The sequence below is a fragment of the Lysinibacter sp. HNR genome, from assembly GCF_029760935.1.
Lineage (GTDB): Bacteria > Actinomycetota > Actinomycetes > Actinomycetales > Microbacteriaceae > HNR.
On record NZ_CP121684.1, the window covers coordinates 1 to 17,030 of the forward strand.

Annotated in this window: 14 protein-coding genes and 2 tRNA genes; 13 read left to right on the plus strand and 3 right to left on the minus strand. The window is 52.1% G+C overall.

The features are described 5' to 3' along the window. The 9 genes from dnaA to FrondiHNR_RS00045 all read left to right on the plus strand — a co-directional run bounded on the left by dnaA (window position 1) and on the right by FrondiHNR_RS00045 (window position 10,365). Entirely contained in the window at window positions 1-1,419 is a 1,419-nt protein-coding gene (gene dnaA / locus FrondiHNR_RS00005) for a chromosomal replication initiator protein DnaA (protein WP_279353210.1), read from the plus strand. A gap of 558 nt (window positions 1,420-1,977) precedes the next feature. Continuing rightward, a complete protein-coding gene (gene dnaN, locus FrondiHNR_RS00010) occupies window positions 1,978-3,120 on the plus strand; it encodes a DNA polymerase III subunit beta (protein WP_279353211.1) in 1,143 nt (380 codons plus the stop codon). A 21-nt stretch (window positions 3,121-3,141) separates the two neighbouring features. Then, complete coding sequence (gene recF / locus FrondiHNR_RS00015) at window positions 3,142-4,413, plus strand: DNA replication/repair protein RecF (protein WP_279353212.1); 1,272 nt, start codon at window positions 3,142-3,144, stop codon at window positions 4,411-4,413. Further along, window positions 4,410-4,916: a DciA family protein gene (locus FrondiHNR_RS00020; RefSeq protein WP_279353213.1), complete on the plus strand. Its 507-nt coding sequence runs from the start codon at window positions 4,410-4,412 to the stop codon at window positions 4,914-4,916. Before recF ends, FrondiHNR_RS00020 begins: the two co-directional genes overlap by 4 nt. Before the next feature lie 121 nt (window positions 4,917-5,037). Continuing rightward, window positions 5,038-7,047, plus strand: coding sequence for a DNA topoisomerase (ATP-hydrolyzing) subunit B (gene gyrB, locus FrondiHNR_RS00025; RefSeq protein WP_279353214.1), 2,010 nt, complete (start codon window positions 5,038-5,040; stop codon window positions 7,045-7,047). A gap of 94 nt (window positions 7,048-7,141) precedes the next feature. Continuing rightward, window positions 7,142-9,688 carry a DNA gyrase subunit A gene (gene gyrA, locus FrondiHNR_RS00030; protein ID WP_279353215.1) on the plus strand — a complete coding sequence of 849 codons (2,547 nt, stop codon included), beginning with the start codon at window positions 7,142-7,144 and terminating at the stop codon, window positions 9,686-9,688. Further along, window positions 9,678-10,085: a DUF3566 domain-containing protein gene (locus FrondiHNR_RS00035; protein WP_279353216.1), complete on the plus strand. Its 408-nt coding sequence runs from the start codon at window positions 9,678-9,680 to the stop codon at window positions 10,083-10,085. The genes gyrA and FrondiHNR_RS00035 overlap by 11 nt, the downstream gene beginning before the upstream one ends. Window positions 10,086-10,182: 97 nt before the next feature. Further along, a tRNA-Ile gene (locus FrondiHNR_RS00040) sits at window positions 10,183-10,256 on the plus strand. Window positions 10,257-10,292: 36 nt separating this feature from the next. Continuing rightward, window positions 10,293-10,365 (plus strand) — tRNA-Ala (locus FrondiHNR_RS00045). Between the two features lie 63 nt (window positions 10,366-10,428). Here FrondiHNR_RS00045 and FrondiHNR_RS00050 read toward each other — a convergent pair. Further along, on the minus strand, window positions 10,429-12,102 hold the full coding sequence (locus tag FrondiHNR_RS00050) for a 2-isopropylmalate synthase (protein WP_347567138.1): 1,674 nt from the start codon (window positions 12,100-12,102) through the stop codon (window positions 10,429-10,431). Window positions 12,103-12,361: 259 nt separating this feature from the next. Here FrondiHNR_RS00050 and FrondiHNR_RS00055 point away from each other — a divergent pair, with 259 nt between their 5' ends. Next, window positions 12,362-13,030, plus strand: coding sequence for a FadR/GntR family transcriptional regulator (locus tag FrondiHNR_RS00055; RefSeq protein WP_279353218.1), 669 nt, complete (start codon window positions 12,362-12,364; stop codon window positions 13,028-13,030). 260 nt (window positions 13,031-13,290) lie between these two features. Here the strand turns inward: FrondiHNR_RS00055 and FrondiHNR_RS00060 are convergent, their stop codons facing one another. Next, window positions 13,291-13,785, minus strand: coding sequence for a DNA/RNA helicase (locus tag FrondiHNR_RS00060; RefSeq protein ID WP_279353219.1), 495 nt, complete (start codon window positions 13,783-13,785; stop codon window positions 13,291-13,293). Between the two features lie 175 nt (window positions 13,786-13,960). Between FrondiHNR_RS00060 and FrondiHNR_RS00065 the strand changes: the two genes are divergently transcribed. Next, window positions 13,961-14,470 (plus strand): peptidylprolyl isomerase, encoded by a 510-nt coding sequence (locus tag FrondiHNR_RS00065; RefSeq protein ID WP_279353220.1) that lies wholly within the window; start codon window positions 13,961-13,963, stop codon window positions 14,468-14,470. Window positions 14,471-14,531: 61 nt separating this feature from the next. Continuing rightward, a complete protein-coding gene (locus FrondiHNR_RS00070) occupies window positions 14,532-15,419 on the plus strand; it encodes a rhomboid family intramembrane serine protease (RefSeq protein ID WP_279353221.1) in 888 nt (295 codons plus the stop codon). A gap of 265 nt (window positions 15,420-15,684) precedes the next feature. Here the strand turns inward: FrondiHNR_RS00070 and FrondiHNR_RS00075 are convergent, their stop codons facing one another. Beyond that, window positions 15,685-15,954 carry a cell division protein CrgA gene (locus tag FrondiHNR_RS00075; protein ID WP_279353222.1) on the minus strand — a complete coding sequence of 90 codons (270 nt, stop codon included), beginning with the start codon at window positions 15,952-15,954 and terminating at the stop codon, window positions 15,685-15,687. A gap of 230 nt (window positions 15,955-16,184) precedes the next feature. On the opposite strand from FrondiHNR_RS00075, the gene FrondiHNR_RS00080 reads away from it, so the two are divergent. Then, a complete protein-coding gene (locus FrondiHNR_RS00080; RefSeq protein ID WP_279353223.1) occupies window positions 16,185-17,027 on the plus strand; it encodes a class E sortase in 843 nt (280 codons plus the stop codon). The last annotated feature ends 3 nt before the right edge of the window (window positions 17,028-17,030 follow it).

Genomic DNA, 17,030 nt, shown 5'->3' on the forward strand with positions numbered 1-17,030 from the left:
ATGTCTAGCCCAAATGATGTTACCTGGGCGTGGTCGACAATTGTCGATGCTCTCATCTCAGACGAGCGTGTTACACCCGCTATGCGAGGTTTTGTTACCCTTGCAGAACCACGCGGTGTAATGGCTGGAACAATCTATCTCGAGGTACCAAACGACTTCACAAGAAGCATGATCGAGCATCGGCTACGGGCACCTCTCATGAAGGCCATCACTGATGTGGGTACCACATCAGGAATTAACACGTTTGCGGTTGTAGTAAATCCCGAGATCGAATCGGAACATGGTGATTCTCACTCGCAGGCTGTATCGAACCACGACGATAAGAACCCACCCCAGCTCAAAGAAAAAACCTCGGCGAGTACAGAAGAGCCACAACAAAGCATTGAAAATAGTCGATTAAATCCCAAATACAGTTTTGATAACTTTGTTATCGGTGGCTCAAATCGTTTTGCGCACGCGGCAGCTGTTGCTGTTGCCGAAGCCCCGGCTAAGGCATACAACCCATTGTTTGTCTATGGTGAATCCGGACTTGGTAAAACTCACCTTCTACACGCAATAGGTCACTATGCGCAGAGCCTCTATCGAGGAATTCGCGTTCGATATGTGAGTAGTGAAGAGTTCACCAACGATTTTATTAACTCAATTGCAAATAACCAGGGAAACGAGTTTCACTCCCGATACCGCAACATCGACATCCTCCTCATCGACGATATTCAATTCCTTCAGGGAAAAGCCGAGACCCAGGAGGCATTTTTCCACACTTTTAACACGCTCCACGATCACAATAAACAATTAGTCATCACCAGTGATCTCCCGCCCAAACAGCTCACCGGGTTTGAGGACCGAATGCGTTCCCGTTTTGAGTGGGGTCTCATCACCGATGTGCAAACTCCTGATTTAGAAACCCGTATCGCAATTCTCCGAAAAAAAGCACAAAATGATCAACTTCAGGTTTCCGATGAAATTATGGAGTACATAGCGTCAAAAGCATCCTCCAATATTCGTGAGTTGGAGGGAACACTCATCCGTGTTACTGCTTTTGCAAGTCTTAACCGTCAGGTTGTCGATCTTCCTCTTGTGCAAACAGTGCTGAAAGATTTGATAACGCTTGACGAAGATAATGTCATTTCACCAATCGACATCATTAATCACACGGCTGATTATTTTAAACTCAGTGTTGATGATCTTTACGGTTCCTCGCGTTCCCAGACGCTAGCAACCGCTCGTCAGATTGCTATGTATTTGTGTCGAGAACTTACTAATCTTTCACTTCCCAAAATTGGTCAATTATTTGGTGGACGTGATCACACCACCGTGATGTACGCAAATAAAAAAATCAGTGAGCTGATGAAAGAGCGTCGGTCAATTTACAATCAGGTCACTGAGCTCACCAGTCGCATCAAACAAACGAGTCGTTAGTTTTCTTATTCTGCTGGGTGTGACTCACACAGACTGAAGCGGTCTGTTCAATGAGAGATTCACACTGTTTTTATAAGTGGGATGAATACTCAGAAATAAATTTTCTGTCGCACTGGGAGAAAGTTATCGATTGAGCTTAATTAATTAAGTTTTAATTAATAGTCTTAACCCCTGTGGAAAATGTGGATAACTCCCGAAAGGCCATATTTTTCTAGGGAACTACACTCGTGTGAGTTGTTGAGGATCTGTAGAATCCCGGTATTACGCTGTAGAACAGGTCACGATAGGCAACTCTCAATTCCACAGCTGAACCTGAGATTTCAACAGGATTAAGAAAATTTCTAGAAGTTATCCACATCTTATATGGGGAAGACCGCAAAAATTTGTGCTGTGACTGGGTGCAAGGTCAATATATTTTTGTGATTCCCTGTGGAAGAAGCTCTAAAATTATGGGTTGTTTACAACTCCCCTCGCTAGGACCCCAGCGAATGTGCGAGGATTGTTGTGCACATTTGTGTAGTTAAAATAGTCTTCTACTGAGCCACAGGGGTGACCCGAGTGAAATTTACCGTCAATCGAGATGTCTTCAGCGACGCAGTGTCATTTGTTGTAAAGCTTCTTCCGCAGCGAACCACACTGCCTCTCTTGAGCGGCGCGCTTATTGAAGCTGATGGTTCGACCCTTACTTTTTCATCTTTCGATTACGAGGTTTCTGCCCGGACAGAGGTTTCGGCAGACATTGAAGTCGGAGGGAGGGCTCTGGTATCGGGCCGTCTTCTAAACGACATAGCAAATAAGCTTCCTCAGGCACCCGTCATTATCTCAACCGAAGAAGGCCGTGTTCAGGTGAAGTGTGGTTCGGCATCCTTTAGCCTTCCCGCTATGCCGGTTGATGAGTATCCCACCGTCCCCAGCGTAGATACCGTGTCCGGTCTTGTTCCCGGTGACGATTTTGCGGCCGCAATCTCTCAGGTCTCTCTTGCCGCTTCGAAAGACGATGTCACCCCGGTGATCACGGGAGTTCAGTTTGAAATTAATGAAAATAACCTCAGTCTGATTGCAACAGATCGCTACCGTGTGGCGGTGCGTGAGATTGACTGGGAAAATTCCATTGATGCTGAGCAGCTTACTGCTTTGGTTCCGGCCCGGATTGTGGCCGAGGTGGGAAAAACTTTTGCCCAGAGTAAAACTGTTTCTGTCGCAATCGTCAGCAGGGATGAGCGCGAACTCATCTCGTTTTCTGCGGATCGTAAAACCGTAACGTCGCTCCTCATCAAGGGAAACTTTCCTCCGGTGCGTCGCCTTTTCCCGGAAACTGTTGATAACTACGCGGTTGTTAACACAAACGATTTGATTGAAGCTACCAACCGGGTGGGCCTTGTTCTTGAGCGTGAAGCGGCTCTTCGTTTTAGCTTTGTGGAGGGTAAGGTCACGCTGGAGGCTGCGGGTTCCGAGGCGGCCCAGGCATCCGAAACAATCGATGTTCACCTGGTGGGTGACGATACAACAGTGTCGCTTAAACCTCAATTTTTGCTCGATGGTCTTCGTTCTGCCCACTCTGAGTACGCACGAATCTCCTTTACCAAAACGGATAACCCTAACAAGCCGGGACCGGTTTTGATTACGAGCCAAACCAGCAAAGACGAGGCGGGACTCGATAGCTATAAATACCTATTGCAACCCAACCTTCTTCTTAGGTAAGCCGTCGGAGGGCGTGATCGAATGAGGGTCACTCACCTGAGCGTGACCGACTATCGCAACTATGTCACCGGGAACCTGACACTTGAAGTCGGGCCAAACCTTTTGCTGGGGAGAAACGGCCAGGGTAAAACTAACCTGATAGAGGCAATCGGTTATTTTTCTACCCTCAGTTCACACCGTGTTTCTGGTGATCAAGCTCTTATTCGTAAAGGCCAGGATGCCGCAATTATGAGGATGCGGGTTGCACACGAGAAACGTGAGGTTTTGCTTGAGCTTCAGATCAATAGGTCTGCTGCAAATAGAGCGCAGATAAATCGCGGAGCGAGTAAGCCACGAGAGCTTCCTCGATATTTTTCGAGTATTCTTTTTGCTCCAGAGGATTTGAGTATTGTTCGGGGCGACCCTTCCCTGCGTCGCAGGTTTATGGATGAGCGAGTTATTGCTCATTCACCGCGCATGATCGAAGTTTTTGCCGATTACGACCGCGTGGTTAAACAGAGAAACTCACTTCTTAAGTCAATACGCTCCATCGGGGGTAAAACCACTGAATTTTCCACTCTTGATGTGTGGGATGATCGTTTGGTTGCTCTGGGGTCAGAGATTATGGATGCCCGAGCATCTTTGATAAGGGAATTACAGCACCCCGTGCAACGTGCATACCGTCAAATCGCGAATGACGATCACTCGCCGCGCATGACCATCATCCGCAGCATTGATTCCGATGATGCGGAGCCTCAGGAAAAACCGGATCGGGTGCTTTCTGCTCATGAACGTCCTTCCCTTTCTGTCGATCTTAAATCTTCAACACCTCACCTTTTTCGTGCAGCTCTTCAACAACTGCGTCCCAGAGAAATTGAGCGCGCCCTTACCCTGGTGGGACCGCATCGTGACGATCTTTTTCTGGAACTTAACGGATTACCCGTGAGAGGGTACGCAAGTCACGGAGAATCTTGGTCGTACGCTCTGGCGCTTCGATTAGGTTCAGCGGAGCGAGTTCGGGCAACCAGCACAACGGGTGATCCCGTACTTATTCTGGATGATGTCTTTGCGGAATTAGATCTGCGTCGCCGTGAGCGTCTTTTGAGTGCGATTAGCGATTATGAGCAGGTGATTGTTACGGCCGCCGTGGAGGAAGATATCCCCGAAGGTTTCACGTGGAACATCATTCGAGTCACAGAGGGTACTGTTCTTCAGGATGTTCTTAGCGTTCCTCAAGATAGCGTTCCTCAAAGTGGTGTTCCTCAGGCCGGTTTCCCTCAAGGCCCTGTTTTCCACAGCGGTGATGACTCGTGACACAAACCGGTCATTCCTCAGAAGATATGGATAGTGAAGCCACCCGATTTTATCGTCACCTGAAACAAATTTGGTCGGGCAAGAAGCACAGTAGTCGTCCGCGAGATAAATCGGAAAAACGAGGTGGATCACTGCCGTTTGACGCGGGACGAGATCCACATTCAATCGGATCAACCATTGGAAGTCTCAGCCGTCAATTGGGTTGGGTGTCTGAACTGGCTCAGTCGCAAGTACTTATTGGCTGGAGCAGTATCGCCGGTGAAAACATGGCGGAGCACTCACATCCGGTGGATCTTAAAGACGGTGTTTTGGTTATTCAGTGTGATTCAACCGCGTGGGCGACCGAGCTGCGATTGATGCGATCCACCATTTTGCAGCAGATAGCGTTGAGGTATCCGGAAGCCAAGGTGGAAACAATTCGTTTTCTGGGGCCGGACGTACCTTCCTGGAAACACGGGTTCAGATCGGTTCCAGGGCGTGGCCCACGTGATACCTATGGGTAGGGGCGCAAATTAGGTCACCCGCAAAAGAATCTGCCCTTAGATTGCAGATTAGGAGATTTTTCATCTCTTAACTTGGTAGACTTAATGGTCGGATATTCCATGTCAGGAGAAACGTTTCTATATGAGTCCCGAAGCTACACCGGATCAGAATGAAAACGAGTACGGAGCCGGAGATATTCAGGTTCTTGAGGGACTTGAGGCGGTAAGAAAGCGACCCGGTATGTACATTGGGTCAACGGGTCCTCGCGGTCTTCACCACCTTGTGTATGAAATTGTGGATAACTCGGTTGATGAGGCACTTGCCGGATACTGCGATCACATTGATGTCACCATTTTAGAAGACGGTGGAATTCGTGTGGTTGATAATGGACGTGGTATTCCCGTCGATATCCACCCCGTTGAAAAGAAATCAACGGTTGAGGTTGTGCTGACTATTCTCCACGCGGGTGGAAAATTTGGTGGCGGCGGTTATGCCGTCTCCGGTGGACTCCACGGTGTGGGAAGCTCCGTGGTAAACGCGCTCTCCACCAACCTTGAGGTTGAAGTTCGTCGTCAGGGAAACGTATACCGTCAGCGATTTACCCTGGGAGTACCCGACGCCCCTCTCGAAAAAGGAGAGGCCTCGGAGGAGTCTGGAACCACAATCACTTTTTGGCCGAGTCCCGACATTTTTGAAACCGTAGAGTTTGATTACGAAAACCTGCGTAACCGTTTTCAGCAGATGGCCTTTCTTAACAAGGGGCTGAGTATCAGCATTACGGATGAACGTGTGCAGGATCCCGATCCCAAAGAAGAGGAAGACGGCAGCGAGACACAGGAGCCGCAGCTTCGCAGTGATACTTTCCTCTATGAAAACGGCCTGGTTGACTATGTCACCTTCCTTAATAACACCAAACGCGCCGAGATTGTGAACAACGATATTATTTCGTTTGAACTCGAAGATACCGAGAAAAAAATCGCGCTTGAGGTTGCTATGCAGTGGACAACTGCCTATACGGAAAGCGTTCACACCTACGCAAACACCATCAACACGCACGAGGGTGGAACCCACGAGGAGGGTTTTCGTGCCGCTCTTACTACCCTGGTGAATAAATATGCGCGCGAGAAAAATCTTCTGCGCGATAAAGATGAAAACCTCTCCGGTGATGACGTGCGCGAGGGCCTCACCGCCGTAGTGTCAATTAAACTCGGCGAACCTCAATTTGAGGGCCAGACCAAAACAAAACTCGGTAATACCGAGGCAAAAGCCTTTGTGCAAAAGGTTACGGGTGATCAACTCGGCGATTGGTTTGGACGAAATCCCAATGTAGCTAAAGAGATCATCCGCAAGGCAATCTCTGCTGCGACCGCTCGCATGGCTGCTCGTAAAGCTCGCGAAACGGCCCGTCGTAAGAGTCTCCTTGAGAGTGGCGGTATGCCCGGAAAGCTTAAGGATTGCCAGTCCAAAGACCCCACTATTTCCGAAATATTCATCGTGGAGGGTGACTCGGCCGGTGGATCCGCGGTTCTCGGACGAAACCCGGAAACCCAGGCCATCCTCCCCCTGCGCGGAAAAATTCTCAACGTTGAAAAAGCAAGGCTTGATCGTGCCCTGGGTAACGCTGAGGTCCAGGCCATGATCACCGCATTTGGTGCGGGAATTGGCGAGGAATTTGACCTCGAAAAAGTGCGATACCACAAGATTGTCCTCATGGCGGATGCCGATGTTGACGGTCAGCACATCACAACTTTGCTCCTCACCCTGCTGTTTCGCTATATGCGTCCCCTCATCGATCAGGGTTATGTGTATCTGGCGCAGCCACCCCTGTACCGGATTAAGTGGAGTAATGCCGAGCACGAGTATGTCTTTAGTGATGAGGAGCGTGACGCGCGACTTGCCGGAGGGCAGGCCGCGGGATACCGCATCCCTAAAGAAAACAGCATCCAGCGGTATAAGGGTCTGGGTGAGATGAACTATAACGAGCTCTGGGAAACAACCATGGCTCCCGAAAGTCGTACCCTGCTTCAGGTCACGCTTGACGATGCGATGGCGGCCGACCAGATCTTCACCACCCTTATGGGTGAGGATGTGGAGAGCCGACGCAACTTTATTCAGAAAAACGCAAAGGATGTGCGCTTCCTCGACATATAACGGGTTGCCGATCGGTAACAGCGACATCCGGGGTAGGCCACAGGCCACCCCACCGAGGAACACTTGAACCACAAGCTCACGAGCGAGAAGAGACATGGCAGAAGAAATCACAGCACACGATCACGGTAAGATCAACCAGGTTGATCTTCAAATGGAGATGCAGCGCAGCTATCTCGACTACGCCATGAGCGTTATTGTTGGCCGCGCCCTACCTGAAGTTCGTGACGGCCTTAAGCCGGTACACCGCCGGGTGATCTACGGTATGTATGATGGCGGATATCGCCCGGATCGTGCTTTTTCCAAGTGTTCGCGCGTGGTTGGCGATGTGATGGGACAGTTTCACCCGCACGGTGACAGCGCCATTTATGATGCACTCGTTCGCCTGGTGCAGCCGTGGAGCCTTCGCTACCCGTTGGCCGTGGGTCAGGGAAACTTCGGCTCCCCCGGTAACGACGGTGCCGCCGCCCCCCGATACACCGAAACAAAGATGTCCTCTCTGGCGCTTGAGATGGTTCGGGATATCGACGAGGATACCGTCGACTTTCAGGACAACTACGATGGTCGCACGCAGGAACCCACCATCCTTCCGAGTCGATTCCCTAATCTTTTGGTCAATGGGTCGGTTGGCATTGCCGTTGGTATGGCCACCAATATTCCCCCGCACAACCTGCGTGAGGTCTCGGAGGGTGCGCTGTGGCACCTGGCCAATCCCGAGGCGAGCCGCGAGGAGTTGCTCGAGGCGCTCATGGAGCGTATCAAGGGGCCAGATTTCCCAACCGGAGCCCAGATTTTAGGTACCCAGGGGATCCGGGATGCCTACACGACGGGTCGTGGCTCCATCACCATGCGGGCCGTGGTGAGTGTCGAGGAACTTCAGGGTCGCACCTGCCTCGTTATCACGGAACTTCCGTACCAGGTCAACCCGGACAACCTCGCTATTAAGATTGCCGATCTGGTAAAAGACGGAAGGATTGCGGGAATCGCGGATATTCGCGATGAAACAAGCGGTCGTACGGGACAGCGTCTGGTCATCGTGCTCAAGCGTGATGCTGTTCCCAAGGTTGTCCTCAATAACCTGTACAAGCACACGCAGCTGCAGGAAAACTTTGGTGCCAATATGCTGGCGATTGTGGACGGGGTTCCTCGCACGCTCCCTCTCAGCGGATTTATTACGGCGTGGGTTGCCCATCAGATCGAGGTTATTGTCCGTCGCACGCAGTTCCGTCTTCGCCGGGCCGAAGAGCGTATGCATATTTTGCGCGGATATCTCAAAGCGCTGGATGCGCTCGACGAGGTTATTGCTTTGATCCGCCGCTCCCCCACCGTGGACGAGGCCCGCGACGGCCTGATGGAGCTGCTTGACGTTGATGACATTCAGGCCCGGGCTATCCTCGACATGCAGCTTCGCCGTTTGGCCGCACTGGAGCGTCAAAAGATTGTCGAGGAGGCAGACGAGCTCACCGCAAAGATCGCGGAGTACAACAACATCCTCGTGACACCGGCTCGTCAGCGTCAAATAGTGAGCGACGAGCTCAGCGATATTGTTGATCGTTTTGGCGATGAGCGCCGCACCGAAATCTTGATGGGATACGGCGGAGACATGTCAATTGAGGATCTCATCCCCGAGGAAGAAATGGTTGTTACGGTTACGCGTGGCGGCTATGTCAAACGCACCCGCAGTGACAACTATCGTAGTCAGCATCGCGGTGGTAAGGGTGTGAAGGGTGCTCAATTGCGTGCTGACGATATTGTTGAGCACTTTTTTGTGACAACCACACACCACTGGCTGCTGTTTTTTACAAACGCAGGCCGTGTGTATCGGGCTAAAACCTACGAGATTCCTGAGGGAGGACGTGATTCTAAGGGCCAGCACGTAGCCAATCTCCTTGCGCTGCAACCCGATGAGCAGATCACTCAGATACTCGATATCCCCAACTACGAGGCTGCACAATATTTGCTTCTTGCTACGCGTGAGGGCCTGGTAAAGAAAACCGCCCTCACCGAGTACGACACCAATCGAACGGGCGGAATCATCGCGATTAAGCTGCGTGAGGGCGATGAACTGGTATCGGCTCTTCTGGCGAATGAAGATTCCGATATTCTTTTGATCTCTCGCAAGGGCATGTCGATTCGCTTTACGGCGGATGACAGTGCGCTTCGGCCGATGGGACGCTCCACAAGCGGTGTGCGCGGCATGGGCTTCCGTGAGGGTGACAGCCTTCTTGATGCCAATACCGTAACCAATGACGGTTTTGTCTTTGTTGTTACCGAGGGTGGATACGCTAAACGCACGAGTGTGACAGAATATCGTGTTCAAAACCGTTCGGGTTTTGGTGTTAAGGTAGCAAAGCTTGATGAAAATCGAGGCGATCTTGTGGGTGGTTTGATTGTAGACGAGGCCGATGAGGTGCTTGTTGTGCTTGCAAGTGGTAAAGTTGTTCGTTCCGCGGTTGCGGAGGTTCCTGCGAAAGGACGCAATACAATGGGTGTTGTTTTCGCACGATTCCCAGACAACGATCGTATTATTGGAATCGCTCGAAACTCGGAGCGTAACCTTGAGACCGAAGAATCCGGTGACAGCAGTGCTCAAGCTGAGGTTGTAACGGAAGAAAATAACGAAGGACGTACGGATGAGCAATAGTGTCGCCGATAAGCTGGCAAGTAAATCGCGAAAGAAAGCGCCGGCTAAACAGGTTCGACTTAAGCTTGTTTACGTGGACTTTTGGTCTGCGGTAAAGTTTTCATTTCTACTTTCAGTGAGCTTAGCCATCGTGATGGTTGTTGCAACCTTTCTGATCTACACGGTCCTCACCCAAACGGGAAGCCTTGATAAGATTGGCAGTGTTTTTGCTGACATCGCCGGTGATGAGTTCGACATAACTACCGTTTTTGGTATCCAACAGGTTATGGGATTCACAATTGTAGGTGCGGTTCTTAACACCATCGTGGGTACCGCTCTGGGCGCTGTTGCAGCTGTTATTTATAACCTTATGGTAAAGATCGCGGGTGGATTCCAGCTTGGATTCACCAGTAGCTAAAAATTTACCGAGAGGGAACACGCCCTAAATTCCGGGGGTTTTACAGCTCGATTGTGAGATTTAGGAAAAATCCGGTAGTGTTACTTCTTGGTAAAACGGGGCTATAGCTCAGGTGGTTAGAGCGCTTCACTGATAATGAAGAGGTCCCAGGTTCAAGTCCTGGTAGCCCCACAAAGTTTGGTAAAGTATTACTGAACTTTCCCGTAAGGGGCCTTAACTCAGTTGGTAGAGTGCCTGCTTTGCAAGCAGGATGTCAGGAGTTCGATTCTCCTAGGCTCCACAGTTAGAAAAACCACCCGAACTCTCCACGCGGTTCTGTTTCTCGATCCGGATCCACGGGCCGTTAGGCGAGGTTAGCGGCGCGGATTGCGGCTTTGAGTGTTGCGGTAGGAACGGATTTATCCCGGCCCACGGACCAATGAATCTTGTCGCTGATCCGACACTCCAGAATGATCAGCGCCTCGGAACCCCTAGCGGCTTGGATAGAGGTCCGATGCAGCGATAGTACCTCAAGGTCAATGCTGTGGGGGATGAGTGCCGTTACGAGTGCTTCTACGGGACTGACTTCCTGATGCTCGGAGGTGTGCTCTTCATCCTCAACTCGAAGAGTGATTCGAGTTGAGGCGCTGGTATCCGCAGTCTGATAGTCGATTAGTTCGATGCAGTTCGATTCCTTAAGGAGATACGCGGTCTCGAAGATTTCCCAGAGCTCGGTAGCGCTGATCTCGTTACCCGTTGTATCGGTACGCAGCTGGACGTGCCGTGCAAGGTCGATCTGAATGCGACGCGGCAGCTCGATGCCGTACTCGGCTTCGAGCAGATAGGCGATGCCGCCCTTCCCAGACTGCGAGTTTACCCGGATCACCGCATCGTAGCTGCGGCCGATGTCGGCGGGGTCGATCGGCAGGTAGGGCACCTGCCAGACGATTCTGCTCTCAGGCTGCCCCTCCCTTCGTGCACGTTCCCGGTGCTCGGCAAAACCCTTCTTGATTGCGTCCTGATGGGTGCCGCTGAAAGCCGTGTGTACGAGATCGCCTGCGTAGGGGTGCCGCGGGTGTATTTCAAGGCGGTTGCAGTATTCAACCGTGCGGCGGATCTCGTTGATATCGGAGAAATCGATCATCGGGTCGATCCCCTGTGCGTGTAGGTTGAGCGCGAGCGTGGCGATGTCGACGTTCCCGGTGCGCTCACCATTGCCGAAGATACAACCTTCTACGCGCTGCGCTCCGGCAAGCACCGCGAGTTCTGCACAGGCGATCCCGGTGCCTCGATCGTTGTGAGGGTGCACCGAGAGGATCACGCTGTCGCGACGTGCGAGATTCTTGTGCATGTACTCGATCTGATCGGCGTACACGTTTGGTGTGGCGACCTCGACGGTGGCGGGCAGATTGAGGATCACCGGGCGCTCTGGTCGGGCATCCCACATATCGGTCACGGCGTCGCAGATGTCGAGTACATAGCCCGGCTCAGTGAGATTAAACACTTCGGGCGAGAACTCGAACCGCACGTTTGGCATTTCGCCGGCGAACTCTAGCACGTCGCTGCAACCGTTGAGGATGAGCTGTTTCAGGTTGGCGGGGGCGTAACCGAGCACCAGGTTGCGCCAGGTTGGCGCGGTTGCGGTGTACAGGTGGATCACGATGTTGTTGCGGATGCCCTGAATTGAGGTGACCGTGCGTTTGATCAGGTCGCGGCGCGCTGGAGTGAACACGACGATTGTCACATCCTCGGGTGCAATGTCGGATTCTGCGATGAGACGCACGAAGTCATAGTCGGTCTGTGACGCGGATGGATACCCGACCTCGACTTCCTTGTAACCCATGGCCACCATGAGTTCGAAGAAGCGACGCTTGCGGGCCGGGTCCATCGGCTCGGCGAGTGCCTGGTTGCCGTCGCGCAGATCCACAGGCACCCAGAGAGGTGCTGCGGTCAAACGACGATTTGGCCAGTCGCGCTCTGTGGCGTCCAATGGAACCTCGACCCGCGTGAACACATCGGAGTAGCGGTACGAGGGCATTTGTGACCGGCGCTGGAGATTCCAGAATGGTGCCTGATCGGGCACGGCGCCAGTGGGCGTTGAGATACGGGGGAAAGCTGTGGTGGTCATCGGGGGTCCTTCGTCTGGATTCAGGCGACCGGCACAGGCTTCGGCTCCACGGTGGGGAGCCGGTCTTGGCTAGGTCCCGCCGTGGCGATGAAGGAGAAGGAGCTCGATTACGAACATGGGGACACTCTAACACAACTCCTCAGACAAGTAGAGAAGCTAGGATAAATATGTGGTACAGGTAAAGAGAACCCCGCTCGTGGATCAGGCTGCCGATTTACTATTCGACCGCATCAGATCCGGAGAGTGGACGCTCGGCTCGAAGCTGCCGGGCGAGACAACCCTTGCGCCCCAACTCGGCGTTGGCCGCTCCACTGTGCGCGAGGCGATCCGTCAGCTTGCCGGGCGCGGAGTGCTCTCAACACGTCAGGGCTCCGGAGTTTTTGTTACCGCGCTCGATACACCGGAGGATTGGGATACGGTGCTCCGCCGCGCCGATATCTTGGCGGTGATTGAGGCCCGCACTGCGATCGAGTGTGAGGCTGCGGCCCTTGCCGCCGAGCGTCATACGCCCGCTGGCCTTCGTGCTATTCGTCAGGCTCTGAGAAAGCGGGCGGAGCATCGTTCCGAGATCGAAAGCCATGTCGACACCGACACCGCGTTCCACCGCGCTATTGTCGCTGCCGCGCACAACCCGATCCTGCTCGAACTCTTCGATAGCTTCACTCCGCGCCTTCGTGGCGCGATGATCGACATGCTTCGAATCCGTAAGACCCACGGTGGTGATGCCGACCACGCCACGCATCAGGACTTAGCAAAGGCTATCGCTGCGCGTGACCCAGAGGCGGCGGCCAATCTGAGCCGTGCCCACCTCGAGTCGCTCAAGAATGCCCTGGGTTAAGAGATGACCTGTTTGTTGCGTTTCGCTGTCACTCTGTCTCGCCTGCTTCTACTCTGCCGCTCGGACTGTGTGCAGTTGACGGTTCCCGTGGGGGTTTACTGAGGTAACTGCACCTCTACCTGAATTATGTCTCAGCTACCCAAGGGCGGGATGCTTAACCTCGTCAACAAAGACTGTGTCCCCTTAAAACAACTGAACCCGCCAGATGACGGGTTCAGGGTGTTGTGATCCAGAATGACTGGCTCTCGGATGCTTGGGGACTATTCTGAGTCGTCCGCCGCAATCCATAGCTCATCGTCGGCGCGGAAGGTTTGCCAGAGGGTGTAGGCCACTCCCGCTGCTGCTGCAAGCCCCACACTCAGAGCAATCACTTTTCTTGCCGAACGTTTTTTGGGTTTTTTCACTTTGAGTCCTGCCTGGTTGCTCAGTTGAAGGATGCGCTGTGATGCGCGGTGTGCGCGAGGGTTGTCTGAGGCATCCAGCGTGTTGATGGCACTAATGAGTGCGGTTGTGACCGCGGGTGCGGCAACACGGCGAATGTTTCTTACTACTCTCTCCACGGTCGGTCTAACCGTTTCGTAGGCTTCATTCACCCGGGGGGCGACGTGCTCGTTTGAGAGATTTTTGGCCTGCACCCCCGCCTCGAACATGAGGTGCTTAGCCTGATCCAGAACGACCTTTTGGTCGTTGAGTACATCTTGTGCGTGAGACCTAAGTTTTTTAAGCTCGCGCTTGCGCTTGCGTGAGAGCGACACAGTGGGTTCCTCCGCTTCATAAATCGGCGCTTGTTTATTGAGTCGATATTGACGCCTATTTTAACTACGCTACACCGAATCTTTACAAAATATCATCTGTTAACGCTCAATGTGGTGAGTTGTTAGTTGTGGGGATTGGTGCTTTCTACAGGAGGGTGCAACTAGGATTGGTTATATGGCACTTCACACAGCAGTAGCAAAAATCGATACGAATCACGGCACAATCACGATTAATCTTTTTGGGGATCACGCACCCAAGACGGTTAAGAATTTCGTTGATCTTGCCGAAAAAGATTTTTATAATGGTGTAATTTTTCACCGTATTATTCCCGGGTTTATGATTCAGGGTGGAGATCCTACAGGTACCGGCACAGGTGGTCCAGGATATACGTTTGACGATGAGATTAACCCCGAACTTAATTTCACCCAGCCCTATATGTTGGCTATGGCAAATGCTGGTAAGCGCATGAATAGCTTTGGTAAGCCAGAGGGAACCAATGGATCACAGTTTTTTATTACGGTGGCAAACACCGATTGGCTGATGGGTAACCACACCATTTTTGGTGAGGTTGCTGACGATGAGTCACGTGCCGTTGTTGACACCATCGCGGCGGTTGCAACGCGTGGGGCAGATAAGCCGGTAGAAGATGTTGTGATGAACAGTGTCACCATCACAAACGTTTAATCTATCCTTAGCCATAAAAATCTTACCTACTGAGAATATTTATTAGGGGCATGTTAGAGTCGTGAGCGCGAATTATGGCCAGCAGGCTTCGGAGAAATCGTCTAATACCTGTTATCGACATCCAGATCGCCAGAGTTTTGTTCTGTGTCAGCGCTGCGGACGCACCATATGTCCCGAGTGTCAGACTCAGGCACCCGTTGGTGTTCTCTGTCCCTCCTGTGTGCGGGAGGGACAGATTCCCTCCCGTTCGGTGGGGCGTCGTGTCAGCTCCTATATGACCTCAGATAAACCGGTGGTGACTTACACCATCATTGCGATATGTGCGGTCGTCTACGCGATCCAGTGGATAGGAAGGCCTTTTGGTGTAACCGAGGCACTCTTTTACGCTCCGCTACATTCTTTTCCCGAAATATTTGAGCCGTGGCGCATGATCACGTCGATGTTTTCGCACTCCCCCACCTTCTTTCTCCACATTGTTCTTAATATGTTTTCATTGTGGATATTTGGGCGCATACTGGAGAGCTTTCTGGGCAAGGCGCGATTTATTGCCCTCTTTCTGGTCTCCGGGTTTGCGGGTTCGGTTATGGTGATGCTCTCCGGGTATATATCTCAGCAATATGCGCTAACTCCCGTTGTGGGTGCGTCGGGTGCGATTTTTGGTCTCATGGGTGCTTTTCTGGTTATTCAGAAAAAATTGGGCTCCAATGTGAGACAGCTCCTGGTGCTCTTGGTGATTAACTTTGGAATCACTTTCTTGCCGGGAGTGAACATATCGTGGCAGGCACACGTGGGAGGATTTGTTGGCGGCCTGGTCATCGGTGCCATTTATCTTTACACCCGTAAGCCCTCTCAGAAGTGGCTTCAGGTCGGTCTTGTATCGTTGTGGGCCGTAGTGCTGATTTTGCTCAGCCTCTCGTTCTGGGTGTTACCGGTCAATACTTTCTGGTGAGGATATCCCGCGTCGGCGTTATTCTTTACCACACCGGGTTAAAAGTTATCCACAGAACTATCCCCAGCTGGGGAGAAATACACTAGTGTAATTCTCTTTTCACCCTGGGTGATGCATTCGGAGCGCGCCCTCCGCACGTTTCCGGATGCTATTCTTCTGCGGTGGTTGGTGCCCGGTTAAGCTCCGTGCTGCCGTCTTTACGGCGCCCCGGTGCGGTCCTCCTGGAGGAATCGAGTGGTACGTGTGTCAGTGGGGGCGGTGTGAGTTAGCGCCAGCGAGTGGCCATGAGGAACCCGATAAACATGATTCCAAATCCTACAAAGATATTGCTCTGACCGAGTGCGGGTATTGGCAGCGAGGCGCCTGCGCTCAGGTAAAAAACAATAATCCAGATGAGTCCGAGCAGCATAAATCCAAACATCATCGGCTTAAACCACACCGGATTAGGGACATCTTCCCCGCGGGGAGTTTTTGTCTCGGGTCGAGATTTTTCGATGTCAGATTTTTTCTTACGAACCTCTTTTGATGCTGCCATACCAAAGAGTTTAGCCAATTAAGGCGGGGGAATATTCAGGTTCTCTTGGATATTGGAAACTTTCCACAGTGTTTAAGTAAATTATTCACATACTTATCCACAATTGGGGAGAACTACACCAATGTAATTTATAGTGGGAATGTCAGGAACACGAGAAGAACTGGCGGATCTCAGAGATTACTGTGTAAACGTCCATTCGGTTTACAGCGGGCTCCCATTAGAATTAACTCATGCCTACAGATCTCCCAGCGCGAGGGCAGTCCAAAGACATGGATGAGCTTTTGGCTCCCTTGAATGATGCCCACGAAGCTCGTCGGCGTCCCAGAAAGCGTGTGCGCAAGCGACGTAAGGCGACTGTTACCGGTGTTCTTGGTGAAATACTCATTACCGCCGGTGTTTTGGTATTGGGATTTATTGTTTGGCAGCCAATTTGGTCATCTACAGTTGTGGCGAACCAGACGGCAACAGCATCTCAGGCCCAGCGTGATCAGTGGGAGGCTAACGCCCAGCCCTCAGACGCAGAGGGAATCATGTACGACGAGGACATTCCCCTTCCCACCCCCGCCGCCCCGGGGGAGCATTTTGGAATCTTGTATGCGCCAGCTTTTGGGCCTGGGTTCCGTGCGGGAATTGGTGGAGGAACTGATGTGCGAACGGTTCTTAATAACTACGACCTGGGAATCGGCCACTACTCAAACACGCAGCTACCGGGCGAAGTTGGCAATTTTGCAATAGCCGCTCATCGTTCCGGTTGGGTGCCTACCCCGTTCCGTGAAATCATGAACTTACGTGTGGGAGATCCGCTTGTTGTTGAGACGGAAAACGGCTATTACACCTACCGTTTCCGTAACGTGGAGTATGTGCTCCCCACCCAGGTTGACGTATTAAATCCTTTTCCGAGACTGGAGGGTCAGCCCGGTGTTGACCGAATTCTTACGATGACAACGTGTCACCCGAAGCTTTCCGGAAGCCTGGAACGAGCCATCGGTTATGCGGTTTTTGAAAGTTTTCAACCTCGCTCAGCGGGAATGCCGCAGGAGCTCATTGACCTCGATCCAACCTTGCAATCATAAGGA